The 15,675-nt window shown below is 74.5% G+C and carries 14 protein-coding genes; 8 read left to right on the top strand and 6 right to left on the bottom strand.

All coding sequences use genetic code 11. The features are described from left to right. Positions 1-260: 260 nt before the first annotated feature. Together ACFXPX_RS31350 and ACFXPX_RS31345 are read left to right on the top strand one after the other, a co-directional pair. Entirely contained in the window at positions 261-1,430 is a 1,170-nt protein-coding gene (locus tag ACFXPX_RS31350; RefSeq protein ID WP_380644190.1) for an exonuclease SbcCD subunit D, read from the top strand. Next, positions 1,427-4,471 carry an AAA family ATPase gene (locus tag ACFXPX_RS31345; RefSeq protein ID WP_380644189.1) on the top strand — a complete coding sequence of 1,015 codons (3,045 nt, stop codon included), beginning with the start codon at positions 1,427-1,429 and terminating at the stop codon, positions 4,469-4,471. Before ACFXPX_RS31350 ends, ACFXPX_RS31345 begins: the two co-directional genes overlap by 4 nt. 57 nt (positions 4,472-4,528) lie before the next feature. On the opposite strand, the gene ACFXPX_RS31340 is transcribed toward ACFXPX_RS31345, so the two are convergent. Next, positions 4,529-4,762 (bottom strand): hypothetical protein, encoded by a 234-nt coding sequence (locus ACFXPX_RS31340; protein ID WP_380589919.1) that lies wholly within the window; start codon positions 4,760-4,762, stop codon positions 4,529-4,531. A gap of 70 nt (positions 4,763-4,832) precedes the next feature. On the opposite strand from ACFXPX_RS31340, the gene ACFXPX_RS31335 reads away from it, so the two are divergent. Continuing rightward, on the top strand, positions 4,833-5,438 hold the full coding sequence (locus ACFXPX_RS31335) for a DUF1990 family protein (protein WP_380521063.1): 606 nt from the start codon (positions 4,833-4,835) through the stop codon (positions 5,436-5,438). Positions 5,439-5,523: 85 nt separating this feature from the next. Here ACFXPX_RS31335 and ACFXPX_RS31330 read toward each other — a convergent pair whose 3' ends face one another. Together ACFXPX_RS31330 and ACFXPX_RS31325 are read right to left on the bottom strand one after the other, a co-directional pair. After that, complete coding sequence (locus ACFXPX_RS31330) at positions 5,524-5,979, bottom strand: YjbQ family protein (protein ID WP_380521061.1); 456 nt, start codon at positions 5,977-5,979, stop codon at positions 5,524-5,526. 204 nt (positions 5,980-6,183) lie between these two features. After that, complete coding sequence (locus ACFXPX_RS31325; protein WP_375891376.1) at positions 6,184-6,453, bottom strand: hypothetical protein; 270 nt, start codon at positions 6,451-6,453, stop codon at positions 6,184-6,186. Between the two features lie 808 nt (positions 6,454-7,261). Here ACFXPX_RS31325 and ACFXPX_RS31320 point away from each other — a divergent pair. After that, positions 7,262-9,484, top strand: coding sequence for a CDP-glycerol glycerophosphotransferase family protein (locus ACFXPX_RS31320; RefSeq protein ID WP_380521059.1), 2,223 nt, complete (start codon positions 7,262-7,264; stop codon positions 9,482-9,484). Positions 9,485-9,576: 92 nt separating this feature from the next. Here ACFXPX_RS31320 and ACFXPX_RS31315 read toward each other — a convergent pair whose 3' ends face one another. Further along, positions 9,577-9,789 (bottom strand): EF-hand domain-containing protein, encoded by a 213-nt coding sequence (locus ACFXPX_RS31315; protein ID WP_375891373.1) that lies wholly within the window; start codon positions 9,787-9,789, stop codon positions 9,577-9,579. A 176-nt stretch (positions 9,790-9,965) separates the two neighbouring features. Here ACFXPX_RS31315 and ACFXPX_RS31310 point away from each other — a divergent pair, with 176 nt between their 5' ends. Then, complete coding sequence (locus ACFXPX_RS31310) at positions 9,966-10,634, top strand: lysophospholipid acyltransferase family protein (RefSeq protein WP_375891371.1); 669 nt, start codon at positions 9,966-9,968, stop codon at positions 10,632-10,634. A 112-nt stretch (positions 10,635-10,746) separates the two neighbouring features. Here ACFXPX_RS31310 and ACFXPX_RS31305 read toward each other — a convergent pair whose 3' ends face one another. Together ACFXPX_RS31305 and ACFXPX_RS31300 are read right to left on the bottom strand one after the other, a co-directional pair. After that, the gene (locus ACFXPX_RS31305) at positions 10,747-12,579 is read right to left on the bottom strand and encodes an ABC transporter ATP-binding protein (protein ID WP_375891370.1); all 1,833 of its coding nucleotides are present in this window, start codon (positions 12,577-12,579) and stop codon (positions 10,747-10,749) included. Positions 12,580-12,828: 249 nt separating this feature from the next. Beyond that, complete coding sequence (locus ACFXPX_RS31300; RefSeq protein ID WP_380404085.1) at positions 12,829-13,602, bottom strand: SDR family NAD(P)-dependent oxidoreductase; 774 nt, start codon at positions 13,600-13,602, stop codon at positions 12,829-12,831. 154 nt (positions 13,603-13,756) lie between these two features. On the opposite strand from ACFXPX_RS31300, the gene ACFXPX_RS31295 reads away from it, so the two are divergent. The 3 genes from ACFXPX_RS31295 to ACFXPX_RS31285 all read left to right on the top strand — a co-directional run. Beyond that, positions 13,757-13,957 (top strand): hypothetical protein, encoded by a 201-nt coding sequence (locus ACFXPX_RS31295; RefSeq protein ID WP_375891366.1) that lies wholly within the window; start codon positions 13,757-13,759, stop codon positions 13,955-13,957. A gap of 91 nt (positions 13,958-14,048) precedes the next feature. Next, on the top strand, positions 14,049-14,783 hold the full coding sequence (locus ACFXPX_RS31290) for a hypothetical protein (RefSeq protein ID WP_380521052.1): 735 nt from the start codon (positions 14,049-14,051) through the stop codon (positions 14,781-14,783). Further along, positions 14,780-15,675, top strand: an 896-nt coding sequence (locus ACFXPX_RS31285; RefSeq protein ID WP_380644188.1) for a DUF6895 family protein, incomplete at its 3' end; no start/stop codon positions are given. The genes ACFXPX_RS31290 and ACFXPX_RS31285, both read left to right, overlap by 4 nt.

The raw sequence follows: 15,675 nt of genomic DNA, 5'->3' as shown, positions 1-15,675 counted from the left end.
CCTCCGGTGCCATCGCGGGTGGGGTGTCCCCCCTGGCGGTCTCCCGTTGGCTCGGGCACTCCACGATCCGGATCACCGCCGACATCTACGGCCGCCTCTCCCCTGATGCGGGAGAGAGACTGAGGACCGTGATGGACGAGGCTCTGTCGGTGGGTCCTGTGATACTCGGTACTGACCAGGCACTGGCCGCGTGACCCGTGCTGACTCGGTGCTGACCCGGAGGACATCAAAGTGGCAAACGTGCAGGTAGGAGCGCTGTAGTGAGACTGCTGCATACCTCCGACTGGCATCTCGGGCGCTCGTTCCACCGGGAGAGCCTGCACGACGCCCAGCGCGCCTTCCTGGACCACCTCGTGGAGGTGGTCCGGTCCGAGGGCGTGGACGCCGTGCTGGTCGCCGGGGACGTGTACGACCGGGCGCTGCCCAGCCTGGACGCGGTCGCGCTGTTCGACGACGTGCTGCACCGGCTGGCGGAGCTCGGGGTCCCGACGGTCTTCATCAGCGGCAACCACGACTCGGCCCGCCGCCTCGGCGTCGGCGCCGGCCTGATCGGGCGCGCCGGGATCCACCTGCGGACGGACCCGGGCGCGTGCGCCGAGCCCGTCCTGCTGGCGGACGAGCACGGCCCGGTGGCGGTGTACGGGCTGCCCTACCTGGAGCCGACGCTGGTCCGCGAGCGCTTCGGCCTGGCCAAGGGCGGGCACGCGGCGGTGCTCGGCGCGGCGATGGAGCAGGTCCGCGCCGACCTGTCGGCCCGCCCGCAGGGGACGCGGGCGGTGGTGCTCGCGCACGCCTTCGTCACCGGCGGAGCACCGAGCGACAGCGAGCGGGACATCGCCGTCGGCGGGGTCGCCGCCGTCCCCGCCTCGGTGTTCGACGGGGTGCACTACGCCGCGCTCGGCCACCTCCACGGCTGCCAGACCCTCGCCCCCCACCTGCGGTACAGCGGCTCCCCGCTCGCCTACTCCTTCTCCGAGGCGCGCCAGCGCAAGACCATGTGGCTGGTCGACCTCGCCGCCGACGGCGCGGTGACGGCCGAGCGGGTCGACTGCCCCCGGCCGCGCGCCCTCGCCGCCCTGCGCGGCACCCTCGCCGAGCTGCTCACCGACGAGAGGTACACCGAGGACGAGCAGTCCTGGGTGCAGGCCACGCTCACCGACGCCGCCCGCCCGGGCGAGCCGATGGAGCAGCTGCGCCGCCGCTTCCCGCACACCCTCCAGCTGCTGTTCGACCCCGAGGACGGCGGCACCGAGCCGGCCCGGTCGTACGCCTCCCGGGTCAGCGGCCGGGAGGACCTGGAGATCGCCGAGGGCTTCCTGCGGCACGTCCGCCCCGGGGCCGAGCCGGAGCCGGACGAGCTCGGCTGGCTGCGCGAGGGCTTCGAGCACGTCCGCACGGACGCCGACCGGAAGGCGGACCTGCCCCGATGAGGCTACACCGGCTCACCGTCACCGCCTTCGGCCCGTTCGCGGGCAGCGAGACGGTGGACTTCGACGCGCTCGCCGCCGGCGGGCTGTTCCTGCTGCGCGGGGCGACGGGCGCGGGCAAGAGCAGCGTGCTGGACGCGGTCTGCTTCGCGCTGTACGGCGAGACGCCCAACGCCCGCCGGGCCAACCGGCTGCGCAGCGACCACGCCGACCCCGGACAGCTGACCCAGGTCGAGCTGGAGCTGACGCTGGGCGGGCGCCGGCTGCGGATCACCCGGCTGCCCGAGCAGCGCCGGCCGAAGAAGGTCGGCACCGGCACCACCGTCGAGCGGCCGCAGACCCTGCTGCGCGCGTGGGCCGCCGACGCGGGCGACGGCGCCCCCGGCTGGCAGCCGGTCAGCAAGTCGCACCAGGAGGCCGGGGAGGAGATCCACCGGCTGATCGGCATGAGCCGGGAACAGTTCTGCCAGGTGGTGCTGCTGCCGCAGGGTGACTTCGCCCGCTTCCTCAAGGGGGACTCCGAGGAGCGCGGCAAGCTGCTGCGCCGCCTCTTCGACACCGAGCGCTACGGGCACGTCGAGGCCTGGCTCGCCGACCGGCGCCGCACCCAGGAGACGGCCGTCCAGGCCGGACGCCGACGCCTGCGGGACCTCGCCAGCAAGGCCGAGCAGGCCGCCGGCCCCGGGGCCGAACCCGCCGGGGCGTGGGTGCCGGCCGAGGACGGCGACGCCGACCTCGCCCCCGGGCTGCTCGGCTGGGCCGCGATCCTGCGCGGCGGCGCGGCCGAGCAGCTCACCGTCGCCGAGGCCGCCCTCGCGGGGGCCGAGGCCGCGCACCGGGCCGCCCAGCACGGGCGCGAAGGCGCCGAGGAGCTCGCCGCCCGCCAGCGCCGGCACCGGGAGGCACTGGCCGAGGCCGACCGGCTGGCCGCCTTCGAACCGGCCGCGGCGCGGGACCGGCAGCGGCTCGCGGCCGCCCAGGAGGCGGTCGGCGTGGAATCCGCGCTGCGCCTGCGGGAGAGCGCGGCCGAGGCGCTCGGCCGGGCCCGGGAGACGGAGCAGCGGCGCCGGGAGGCGCTGGCCCGTACCGGGATCGCGGAGCACGTCCCGGCCGGGGCCGGGGCCGGTGCCGCCGAGCTGGCCGACGCGGAACTGCGGCTGCGCGCCGAGGTGGTCCGGCTGGAGACGGCCCGGGCGGAGGAGCGGCGTTGCGCCGAACTCGGCCGCGAGCAGCTCGCCCTGGCCGCGGAGCGGCGCGGCGCCGAGGAGCGGGCCGAGGAGGCCGAGGACTGGCTGGCCGAGTTCGACGGCGAGCTGGGCCGCCTGGAGGAGCAGCAGGAACGGGCCCGGACGGCGGGCGTCCGGGTCGAGCAACTGGACGGCCGGCGCGCCGAGTCGACCACCCGCCTGGCCGCGGCCCGGGAGCGGGACGGCCTGCGGGTGGAGATCGCGGCGGCCGAGCCGAGGGTCGCCGAGCTGCGCACGGCCGCGCTGGACGCCCGTGAGTTCGGCCTGGACCTGCGGGACCGCCGACTGGCCGGCATGGCCGCCGAGTTGGCCGAGCAGCTCCGCTCGGGCGAGGCCTGCCGGGTCTGCGGCTCGGCCGAGCACCCGGCGCCCGCCGAGGCCGTCGACGGCGGCCGGGTGAGCGCCGAGGACGAGGAGCGGGCCGGTCGGGCGCAGGCCGCCGCCGAGCGGGCCTGGGGCGAGGCCGACCAGGCGCTGACCGCGCTGCGGGTGCGCGAGGCGACGGCCGCCGGTGCAGCCGGCCCCGAGGCAGCGGACGTGCTCGCGCGCTCGCTCGCCGAGCTGGAGCGGGAGCACCGCGCCGCGCTGCACGAGGCGGAGGCGCTCGGCCGGGTCGGCCGGGAGATCGCCCGGCTGTCGCAGGACCGCACCCGTCGGCTGGACGAGCTGAACGAGGCCAAGGAGCGCGCCGCCGTCCTCACCGACCGGCTGCAGGCCCTGGCGGACGACCAGCGGGCGCTGAGCGCCAGGGTGTCGGCCGCGCGCGGCACGGCCGCCTCGGTCGCCGACCGGGCCGCGACGCTGGGCCGGCTCGCCGAGGCGGTCGCCGCGGTGGCCGGGGCCGCGCGGGCGGCGTCGGAGGCGCGGGAGCGGCTCGACGCGGCCGAGGAGGAACTCGGCAAGGCCGCCGCGGCGGCGGGCTTCCCGGATGCCGGGGCCGCGCTCGCCGTCCTACTGCCCCGGGAGGAGCGGGAGCGGCTGGAGGCCCGGCTGGAGCGGCACCGCGCGGAGTCCGCCGCCGTCCGGCACGAGTTGGCGCTGCCCGAACTGGCCGAGGCCGCCGCCCGTCCGCCGGTCGACCTGCCCGCCGCCGCGGCCGCGCTGAGCGCCGCCACCGACCGCCTCGGCCGGGCGCACGCCGCCCGGTCGGCCGCCCGGGAGCGCTGCGCGGCACTCGCCGAGATCGGGGACCGGCTGGGCGAGCTGGCCGCCGAGCTGGCCCCGACCCTGGAGCGGTACGGGCGGATCAACCGGCTGGCCGCGCTGGCCGCCGGCACCTCCACCGAGAACCGGCTGCGGATGCGGCTGGAGTCGTACGTGCTCGCGGCCCGGCTGGAGCAGGTCGCGGCGGCGGCCAGCGACCGGCTGGTCCGGATGTCCGGCGGCCGCTACACCCTGGTCCACAGTGACGACCGCGGCACCGGCAACAAGCGCTCCGGACTGGCCCTGCGGGTCGTCGACGCCTGGACGGGCACCGAGCGGGACACCGCCACCCTCTCCGGCGGCGAGAGCTTCTTCGCCTCGCTCTCCCTCGCCCTCGGCCTGGCCGACGTGGTCACCGACGAGGCCGGCGGGATGCCACTGGACACGCTCTTCATCGACGAGGGCTTCGGCACCTTGGACGAACAGTCCCTGGAGGAGGTGATGGACGTCCTCGACGGCCTGCGCGAGCGGGACCGCGCCGTCGGCATCGTCAGCCACGTCGCCGACCTGCGCAGCCGCATCCCGGCCCAGCTCCTGGTCCGCAAGGGCCGCCACGGCTCCACCCTCGCCCTGGCCGGCCGGGAGGACGCCTGACGCCCACCCCGCCCTACACGCCCAAAACGCCCGCCCCGCCCGACACGCCCAGCCCGCTCAGCCCGAACAGGCGATCCGCTGGGCCTGCTGCCAGGCACAGGTCGGGCACAGGGTGCTGCCCGGCTGGTCGGCGGGCAGCACCGTCGGCTCACCGCACAGCACGCAGTCGGCCCGCGGTCCCTCCGCCCCCGGGTCCTCCCGCAGCGCCGCTTCCGTCGCCCCCACCGGCACCGGCCCACAGGCCGCCGCGTCCCCGCCCACCACGGCGCCGTCCGTCCTGCTCTCACTCATGCCGCCTTCCTACTCCCCGCCCCCACCCCGCCGCAAGGCGGGCCTGCGGCCCGGGGCTAGCGTGGCCGGCATGGTTGGCACAAGCGGCACAGTCGGCACGGTCGGCACGGTTCGTGGGTCCGGGGGTCTGCGGCGGCAGTTGCGGGAGGCCCGGGCGGGCGGGCCGACGTACGCGGAGGTGGGGGCGACCCGGGGTGGGCCGTTGCCGGAGGGGTACGCGCACCTGCGCCGACGGGTGCACCTGGGGCGGGGGCCGGAGGTGCTGGAGCGGGCCGGGCGGTACGTGCTCGGGTGGGGCAGCCAGCTGGGGACCGGGTTCGCGGTGTACCCGGGCGGGCCGGTCCGGGACGGGGCCACCGTGCTGCTGCGGCTGAGCCTGCCGGGCAGCCGGTGGCCGAGGCTGGTGATCCCCTGCCGGGTGGTGTGGACGGTGGCCGGGCCGGACCGGATCGGGTTCGCGTACGGGACGCTGCCGGGGCATCCGGAGTGCGGGGAGGAGTCGTTCCTGGTGTCGATGGACGCCGACGGCGAGGTGTGGTTCGAGGTGGCCGCGTTCTCCCGGCTGTCCGCCTGGTACGCCCGGCTGGGCCGGCCGGTCGCTCTGCTCTGCCAGTACCTGGCGATCGAGCGCTACCTCGCGGCCGTGGCCGGCCACGTCGCGAGGCTCGACCCGTAGCTCAGCGGGTCGTCCGGCCCGTGGTCCCGCCCGTAGCTCAGCGCGTAGTCCGGCCCGCAGCCCGGCTCGCAGACCGGCCCGTCACTCAGCCGAGGAAGGACAGCCGCACGGTGCGGCGCGGGTTGTCGCCGTTGGTGTCGATCAGCACCACGGACTGCCAGACGCCGAGGGCCAGTTGGCCGCCGAGCACCGGAAGGGTGGCGTGCGGGGCGACCAGGCCGGGCACCACGTGGTCCCGTCCGTGGCCGGGGCTGCCGTGCCGGTGGCGCCAGCGGTCGTCCGCGGGGAGCAGCGCGCGCAGGGTGGCGAGGAAGTCGTCGTCGCTGCCCGAGCCGGTCTCCAGGACGGCGATCCCGGCAGTGGCGTGCGGGACGAAGACGTTGAGCAGCCCGTCCCGCCCGGCGGCCCGCTCGTCGAGGAACGCGGCGCAGCGGTCGGTGATGTCCAGCGCGACCTCGCGGTTGCCGGTGGTGATCTCCAGGGTGGTGGTCTGGAAGGACCCGGTCGCCCCGGCTGACGTGGAGTGGTTGTTGTCCGCCATGGCGCCATCCTGGCCCAGGTCGACCGGTCGGGCGTACTGCCTCGCCGACTGCCCACGCGGGGGCGGCGGCCTCGCGTAGGGTGAAAGGTTCAGACCAATTTGGCGGTCCCGTCTCCGGATACGCCGACGACCCGACGGGCCGGTGGTCCGTCGGGTCGTTCGTGAGCCGGTCCCGGGCCGAGGCCGCGAGCCTGCTCCAGGGTCTCAGCCGCGCCCGCCGAAGAGGCTGCGGCGCAGCCGGCGCAGCGGCGCCAGCAGCGAGACCCGGGTGTGGCGACGGCGGGCCGCCGCCGGGGTGTCGGCGCCGCGCGGCGTCAGCTCCCTTATCAACCCGAGCGCCTCGGCGGTGTCCACCGCCGGGAGCGCGGGCGCGCCGAGCACGGCCAGGTGTCGCTCGATCCGGCGGCCGGTCGCGCCGACACCGCACTGGACCGCCGGCACACGGGGCCGAGTCCGCACTTGCATGTGTTCCATCAGTTTTCCCACCCCTACGAGGCGCCAGGGCCGTGAGGCGAAGACTATCCGTGAGGGACGGCCTTCGCGCAACCGTCCTCGGTGTTGTGCCACCGTACCGTGCGGCGTCAACTGACGATGCACCAGGGGCAGCTCGGGCGGTCACGACTAGGCATCAATGATGGTGCACGACCCGCCATTCGTCACCAGGGCCAGGAGGCGCGGCCCCGGCGTCCGTCCGCGCGGTGCACGCCGCGCGCAGGCGGGTGCGGGCGGGCGCGAGCCGGCGTACGACAGGCACTCCCGCGGCGCCGGCTGCGACCTCGACTGCGGTGTCGACGAATCGCCCCCATATAGGGGACAGTCGCGAGGTCGACAAAACGATCACCAGCGGGTGGTCGACCGCACGCCAGCCGATTCATGAAGTGAACACATACGAGGGATTGACTCGCGTCGATCCTCCAAGCAGTATCTGAGGCACGCACCGGTGCCCGCACCGCACGCAGGTGCGTGTTCGAGTCGTGAAGCGACTCGATCGAACTCCGGCTCCTGCGGGCCACTGCCCGGTCACCTCGACGCTGCGGTGACCAGGCCCATACGGTGCCCGGACCGGCGGCCGGCCGTAGAGGGTCGGCCCGGCCGCCACCAGACTGCCGGTGCCACCCCGTTCCGGGGCCAGGCACCGGCGGTCCCGGACCGGTGATCACCCCCGCTCCGGCCCCCGGCGCCGGCCTCCGCGCCACCTGGTCCCGCCCGACCACCGCCCCCGTCCCGTCCCGGGCGGACGTCCCCGCAGGTCGCACCGCGTGGATCGGTAGACTCGGCCAGCGTGTCCCTCCTCCTCAGCATCGTGCTCCCGGTCCACGGCGTGGAGCGGTACCTGCCGCGCTGCCTCGACTCGATCCTCGGCGAGACCCCCGCCGCCGAGACCCGCTTCGAGGTCATCGCGGTCGACGACCTCTCCCCCGACGGCTCCGGCGCGATCCTGGACGCCTACGCCGCCCGCGACCCCCGGCTGCGCGTGATGCACCTCACCGAGAACCAGGGCCTCGGCGGCGCCCGGGCCGCCGCCCTGCCGCAGGTGCGCGGCGAGTACGTCTGGTTCGTGGACAGCGACGACTGGCTGCCCGAGCGGACGGTCGGCGTGATCCTGGACGAGCTGACGCAGGAGCGCCGCCGCGAGGCGCCCGCCGACGTCCTGCTCACCGACTTCACCCACGTCTACCCGGACGGCGGGAGCGAGCCCAACCCCTGGCGGCACGTGCTGGTCGGCTCCCCGCTGGTCGAGGGCTGCACGGTGGCCGAGCACCCGGCGCTGTTCCAGACCGTGATGTCGGTGTGGAACAAGGTGTTCCGCCGCGCGTTCCTGGAGGGCCTCGGGGTCTCCTTCGGCCGCGGCTACTACGAGGACATCTCGGTCACCTACCCCGCGCTGCTGGCCGCCGGGCGGCTGCGCTACCTCGACCGCCCCTGCTACAACTACCGGCGCGGCCGGGACGGCGCGATCACCGCCACCGCCTCCCCCAAGCACGCCGACGTGTTCGCCCAGTACGACGCCATCTTCGCCTTCCTGGACCGGTGCGAGCGCCCGGACGGCCCCGGACGGCCCGTCCCGCCGGCGCTGCGCACCCTGGTCTTCGACCGGACCGTCCGGCAGGCGCTGAACGTCTACGACACCCCCGGACTGGTCCCGGTCGACCGGCGCCGGGACTACTTCCACCGGGTCGCCGCGCACTTCGAGCGCCACCGCCCGGCCGACTACCGCTTCCCCGGCGGGGTGCGCGGCGTGCAGTACCGGCTGGCCTCGCGCGGCGCCCGGATCGCGTACGCCGAGCTGCGCCGCACCGGCCGGCTGCCGCGCGAACTCAAGCGCGGGGCACGGGCGGTGGCCCCCGCGGTGAAGAAGGGCGTGCGCAGCGGCGCCCGGTTCACGGCGTACAACGCGTTCCGCCGCCTGCCGCTGGACGAGCACCTGGCGGTCTACGCCGCGTACTGGCACCGGGGTTACGCGTGCAGCCCGGCGGCGATCTACGAGAAGGCGAAGGAACTCGCCCCGCAGATCCGCGGCGTGTGGGTGGTGGAGAACCGCCGGCAGGCCGACGCGATGCCGCCCGGCGTCCCGTACGTGATCGTCAACACCCCGGCGTACCTCAAGGCGATGGCGACCGCGAAGTACTTCGTGAACAACGTCAACTTCCCGCGCACGATGGCGAAGCGGCCGGGCACGGTGCACGTCCAGACCCAGCACGGCACCCCGCTCAAGGCGATGGGGATGGACCTGCGGGGCCGCCCCGAGGCCGCCGCCGAGGGGATGGACTTCGACCGGCTCCAGGAGGCCGTCGACCGCTGGGACTTCCTGGTCTCCTCCAACCCGCACACCAGCGAGCACTTCGCCCGGGCCTTCCCGGGCCGCTACGAGATGCTGGACACCGGCTACCCGCGCAACGACCGGCTGGCCAACTCCACCCCGGGGGAGGTCCTGGCCATGCGCGAGCGGCTGGGGCTGCGGCCCGGCACCACGTCGGTGCTGTACGCGCCGACCCACCGCGGCGGCAAGGGCGGCTACGTGCCGCTGCTGGACGTGGCGGAGCTGGCGCGGGCGCTGGGCCCGCGGTTCACGCTGCTGGTGCGCACCCACTACTTCCACGCCGACGGCCCGGGCGACCTGACGGCCGGTGAGGACGCTGCGGAGATCGTGGACGTGTCGGCGCACCCGGTGGTCGAGGACCTCTACCTGGCGGCGGACGCGCTGGTGACGGACTACTCGTCGATGATGTTCGACTACGCGGTGCTGGACCGACCGGTCGTCATATTCGCTCCGGACTGGGAGGAGTACCAGCGCGAACGCGGCGTGTACTTCGACCTGTTCGCCCAGCCGCCGGGCGCGGTCACGGTCGACGCGGCGGGGCTGGCGCGGGCGCTGCGCGCGGGCGACCCGGAGCCGGGTGCGCGCAAGCGGTTCCGGGAGAGGTTCTGCGTCTGGGACGACGGCGGGGCGGCGGAGCGGGTGGTGCGCCGGGTGTTCCCGGTGGCTCCGACGGACAGGCCGTAGGGCGGGCGGCAGGACGGACGGGAGGACGAACGACGGGGCCTGCGGACGGGACCGGTGCCGCCGGTACGGCGACCGGCCCCGTCCGTGCGGGCTCAGCGCTGGCGGGCGGCCAGGAACTCCTCGAAGTCCAGGTAGCCCTGGTGACGGGTGTCCATCGCGTGGATCAGCGCCTCGGCCATCGAGATGGTGACGCTGTGGTCGCCCATCTCGTTGGCGGCCAGCGCGTACTCGGCCGGGGTGATCTTGCCGTCGCCGTTCTTGTCGAAACGGTCGAACATCTCCTTGATGGCCGCGACGCTCTCCATCGTTCCTCCTGGGTACTGCAAATTCTTGCTCGGTTCGGACGGCCGTACCCTACCCGGCCGTGGTGTTCGCCACGGTCGGCGGGAGTGGACGGGCTCCCGGGTGGGTGTCGTAGTCTGCGGGTCTGATTGCTGGCCCGGACTCCTCCGGGGCGGTCGTTCGTCCAGGGAGGGAACCCGTGCTCGACCTCGCCACCAGGCTGGTGCTGAAACCCGTTTCACGCGGGATCTGGCGTCCGGCCATCGAGGGCATCGAGAACGTGCCGCGCAAGGGCGGGGTGATCCTGGCCAGCAACCACCTGTCGTTCATCGACAGCGTGGTGATCCCGCTCACCGCCCCGCGCCGGGTCCACTTCCTCGCCAAGGCCGAGTACTTCACCGGCACCGGGCTCAAGGGCCGGCTCTCCAAGGGCTTCTTCGAGTCGATCGGCGCGGTTCCGGTCGAGCGCGGCACCTACCGCTCCGCCCAGGCCTCGCTGGAGTCGGCGCTGGAGATCCTGGAGGACGGCAAGGCCTTCGGCATCTACCCGGAGGGCACCCGGTCGCTGGACGGCCGGCTCTACCGGGGCAAGACGGGGGTCGCCTGGCTCGCGCTGACCGCGGGCGTCCCGGTCGTCCCGGTGGCCCTGGAGGGCCCGGAGCAGATCCTTCCGGTGGGCAAGCGGCTGCCGCGGATCAAGAAGGTGACCGTCCGCTTCGGCGAACCGCTGCACTTCGACGAGCTGCACGGGCAGGCCCGTTCGCTGAAGGCCCGTCGCCAGGTGACCGACGAGGTGATGGCGGCGATCCAGCGGCTCTCCGGCCAGGAGGTCGCGGACGGGTACAACGAGGTGCCGAAGGCGGCCTGAGCGCCGCGTCTCCGGCCTCCTGACGATCCGCGCGACCGGTACGAACGCGTGACCGGCGATCCGCGCGGCCGGAACGACCACCCGCGACCGGTGATCCGCGCGACCGGTACGACTACGCGTGACCGAGGGCGGCGTCCGACAGGGACGCCGCCTCCGGCGTCTCCCGGCGCAGCAGCGCCGCGTACCGTCCGTCCCGTTCCACCAGCTCCTCGTGGGTGCCGAGTTCGACCACCCGGCCGCGGTCCAGGACGGCGATCTGGTCGGCGGAGCGGACGGTGGAGAGCCGGTGCGCGATGGTGATGGTGGTCCGGCCGGCGGCCAGGGTGTCCACGGCCTGCTGGACGGCGTGTTCGGTGCGGTTGTCGAGCGCGCTGGTGGCCTCGTCCAGGATCAGCACGGGCGGGTTGCGCAGGATGGTGCGGGCGAGCGCGAGGCGCTGCTTCTCGCCGCCGGAGAAGCGGTAGCCGCGTTCGCCGACCAGGGTGTCGTAGCCGTCCGGGAGGGCGGAGATGGTGTCGTGGATCTGCGCGGCCCGGGCGGCCTCGACCAGTTCGGCGTCGCTGGCGCCCGGCTTGGCGAAGCGCAGGTTCTCGGCGACCGAGGCGTGGAAGAGGTAGGTCTCCTGGGAGACCACGCCGACCGCGCGGGCCAGGGTGTCGAAGGACAGCTCGCGCACGTCCACGCCGTCCAGGGTGACCCGGCCGCCGGTGACGTCGTACAGCCGCGGCACCAGGTAGCTGAGGGTGGTCTTGCCCGAGCCGGTCTCGCCGACGACGGCCAGGGACGTCCCGGCCGGGACCTTGAGCTCGACGCCGTCCAGGGTGGGGCGCTCCTGCTCGGGGTCGTACCGGAAGTCGACGGCCTCGAAGCGGACCTCGCCGCGGATGTCGGCCAGGGTGACCGGGTGCGGCGGTTCGGCGATCTCCACCGGCAGGTCGAGGTACTCGAAGATGCGCTGGAAGAGCGCGAGCGAGGTCTGCACGTCCACGCCGGTGGAGAGCAGGCTGACGGTCGGGCGGAACAGGCCCTGCTGGAGGGTGACGAAGGCGACCAGGGTGCCGACCGAGACGATCGGCGCCCCGGCGGCGGAGGTCAGTCCGGCCGCCCAGTAGATCAGCGCGGGCATGGCGGCCATCACGATCATGATGGTGTTCATCCGCCAGCGCCCGGCCATGCTGGAGCGCACCTCCAGGTCGGCGAGCTGGTCGGACTGCTCGGTGAACTCCCGGGCCAGCGAGTCGGAGCGGCCCATGGTGCGGCCGAGCAGGATGCCGCTGACCGACAGTGACTCCTGGACCGCCGAGCTCATCGCGGCGAGCTGCTTCTGCCGCTCGGTGGTGATCTTCTTGCGCTCCTGGCCGACCCGGCGGCTGATCCAGACGAACAGCGGGAGCAGCACCAGCGAGATGACGGTCAGCCGCCAGTCGAGGGCGACCATGGCGACGATCGAGGCGATCACGGCGGTGAGGTTGGAGACCAGGCTGGTCGCGGTGGAGGTCACCGTGGACTGCATGCCGCCGATGTCGTTGGCGATCCGGGACTGCACCTCGCCGGTGCGGGTGCGGGTGAAGAAGGCCAGCGACTGCCGTTGCAGGTGGCCGTAGACGGAGGTGCGCAGGTCGTGCATGACGCGCTGGCCGACGGTGGTGGAGATCAGCGTCTGCAGCACGTTGAAGACGCTGTTCACCACGGCGGTGAGGATCATCCCGAGCGCGAGCAGGCTGAGCAGCCCGGTGCGGCCCTGCGGGATGGCGGTGTCCAGCACGGCCTTGAGCAGGAACGGCGAGACGACGGACACCACGGCGGAGGCGGCGACCAGCAGCCCCACCGTGGTGAGCCGGCCCCGGTAGGGGCGGAAGAGCGCGATGATGCGGCGCCACTGGGCCGGCGGGCGGGGGTCGCCCTCGGCGCGTTCGGGCGGGGTCCAGTTGATGGCGGGCCTCAAGTACGGGCCTCCCTGGGTCGGGCGCGCCGGGGTGCGGGCGCGGACGGGGGTGCGGCGGCCGGACGGACACCAGCATAGCGAGAGTAGCTCATAGTTAGGCAAGCTAATAGTGAGGGTGGCTCTATTCCCTCGCGCTGGATCCACTCCCGCCGGATCCCCTCGCGCTGGATTCCCTCGCGCTGGATCCCCTCGCGCTGGATCCCCTCCCGCTGGAGCCGCCCCCGCCCGGCCGACCGGCCGCCGCGCGCGTCAGTTCGTCCGGTACGTGCGCGCAGCCTTCGAGGACAGCCCGCCGAGCTTGCCGGACGGCAGCACCCGGGCGAGCGCCACGGCCAGCTTGTAGCGCTTGCCCGGCACGGACACCGAGCGACCGCGGGCGAGGTCACGCATCGCCTCGTCCACCACCCGCTCGGCCGAGAGCCAGGACCAGGCGGGGATGTTGCCCGTGCCCATGCCCGCCCGCTGGTGGAACTCGGTCCGGGTGAAGCCCGGGCAGAGCGCCATCATCCGCACGCCCGTCCCGCCGAGGTCGCGCAGCACGCCCTGGGTGAAGCTGACCACCCAGGCCTTGCTCGCCCCGTACGTGCCGCGCGGCAGGAAGGCCGCCACCGAGGCGACGTTCACGATCGCGCCCCGGCCGCGCTCGCGCATCCCCGGCAGGGCGGCCGTGGTCAGCCGCAGGATCGCCTCGACGTGCACCTTGAGCATGTCCAGCTCGTCCTGGAGCGGGACGGTCCCGAAGGCGCCCTTGTTGCCGAAGCCGGCGTTGTTGACCAGGAGGTCCACCGGGCGGGCGGCGTCCGCGAGCCGGGCCTCGACGGCGGCGATGCCCTCGTCGGTGGCGAGGTCGGCGGTCAGCACCTCCGTCTCCGCGCCGTACTTGAGCTGCAGGTTCGCGCTCGCGCGCTCCAGGCGCTCGGTGTCGCGGGCCACCAGGACGAGGCGGTATCCGCTGCGGGCGAGCCGGCGCGCGAACGCGGCTCCGATGCCGGCGGTCGCGCCGGTGATCAAGGCTGTGGTCATGCCCAGACCGTACCGACTCACCGCAGCCGCGCCCACACCCAGGGCAACGTCCCAGCTCAGCGGGCTGCGGATGCAGGCACCGGATCGTGCTCGTAGTGTCGGACAGGGGCATCGCCCGACCGGGTGATGAAAACCAGACGAGGAGGCACATCTGATGCTTACTCAGTTCCGGACCGAAACCGCTTCGGCGTCACGCAGCGCGACGCTCGCCGAGGCCGAAACACTCGCGAGCCTGATGGTGGAGGACGAGGCCGTCGTGTCCGACGCGCCCACGTACTCGCCCGAGGCCGCCGGTGTCCTGCTGGCGCTGATCCTGCTGTCGCCGAAGCAGCCCAAGGAGAAGCCGACCCGGTGAGCCCCGGGCGGCCCGACCGCCGGGCCGGTTCGCCACGGCGGACCGGCCCACTCCGTACCGGGACCCAGCGCCCGCAAGGGAGGCACCACCGATGCCGTTCGCCGAGACGCCGCTGCGCGACACCTACGCCGCCGCCGTGGAACAGGTGGCGGGCCGGACCCTCGACGCCCTCCGCAACGGAGACGGCGCCGCCGCGATCGTGGACCCGGACACCGCCGCCACGCGCCCGCTGCTGGCCGCGGTACGCGTACTCGGAGCGGACCTGTTCGCCCCGCAACTGTTCACCGGAACCGAACCGGACGGCCCCACCGCGGCCCTCCTGTCCGAAGGACGACGCGCCTTCCCGGCACCCGCGCCGGCCTCGCCCGAGGCGGAACTGGTGATCGGGTGGCAGGACTGGGCGGCCGGCCAACTGCTCGCCCGCACGCCGTACGGGACCGCCGGAGCACAACCGGCCCCGCTCCCCGACCCGGCCGCCATGGGCTGGCAGGCCTGGTCGGTGCGGATGGCACAGCTGTCCGCGCTCGCGCTGCCGGGCCTCGACGGTCCGGTGCACGAGACGGCCCGGACGAACACGTCGGCGCTCGCCCGCGGCACCGTCCGCGCCATGCTGCGCCGCGACCTCACCACCGCCGCCCGACTCACCCGCTGGCTCGCCCGGGCCGCCGCCGACGGCCACCCGTCGCGGCTGGAACTCGAACCCGTCCTGGAGCGGATCCGGCTGGCCGGCGACGGCAGCGCCCGCACCGGACTGGAGCTGGAAGCCGCCCGCCGACTGCTCCTGCGCTCCCGGCCGCCGACCGCCGAAGGGAACCGGGTACCGTGACCGACACCCTCGTCCTCGCCACCGCCCAACGGCTCGCCTCCCGCGCGCTGGGCTGGCTGCACACCTCCCACCGCAACGGCCTGGGCCGGATCCCCGACGACATCGTCATCGACCTCGCCGACCCCAACGACGTCTACAAGCCGCTGGGCGAAGTCGCCCTGGCCGCCTCGCTCGTACTGCGCGACGGCGTCACCGGGCCCGCCGACAGCCGGGCCGCGCAGGAACTGCTCGACCACGCCTGGGCGCAGTTGCGCGAGGGCGACCTGCTCTACGAGCGGCAGCTGCGCCACCTGACCATGACCGACCCGCTGGAGACCTACGCCCACTTCGCCCGGGCCGGGTACCGCCACCCCGCACTGGAGGAACTCCTCGACTCGCTCAGCCGGTTGCGGTCCGTGCACGCCGCCGAGGTCCAGCCCAACCGGCGGCTCGCCGTGGCCAACGCCCGACGGATCGTCGGGCTCGGCCACCGGCCGGACTGGTCCGCCCTGGCCGCCGGCACCTGGCTCGGCGCGACCCCCGAGCCCTGGACCGTCAACTGGATGACCGGCTACCAGGTCACCCACACCGTGTTCCACCTCACCGACTGGGGCGCCCGCCCGGACGGCCTGCCCGCACCGATGCGCGACTACCTGCGCGACTGGCTGCCGGTCTGGCTCGACATCTGGGCGGAGATCGGACAGTGGGACCTGGTGGCCGAACTCCTCGTCGTCGACGCGTGCATCGGCGAACCGGCCACCGGGCGGCAGGGCTGGGAGGCGCTGGCCACCGTCCAACGCGAGGACGGACTGCTCCCCCGAGACACCGACCCCGTCGACGAGGACCCCGAGCGGGCGTTCCGCGACCACGAGCACACCGCCGTCGTCGCGGTGGTCGCCGGGGACATCACGCT

Origin of the sequence: Kitasatospora sp. NPDC059146 (genome assembly GCF_042786665.1) — a bacterium.
Taxonomy (GTDB): Bacteria; Actinomycetota; Actinomycetes; order Streptomycetales; family Streptomycetaceae; genus Kitasatospora.
This window is presented reverse-complemented; position numbering and strand designations above follow the sequence as displayed.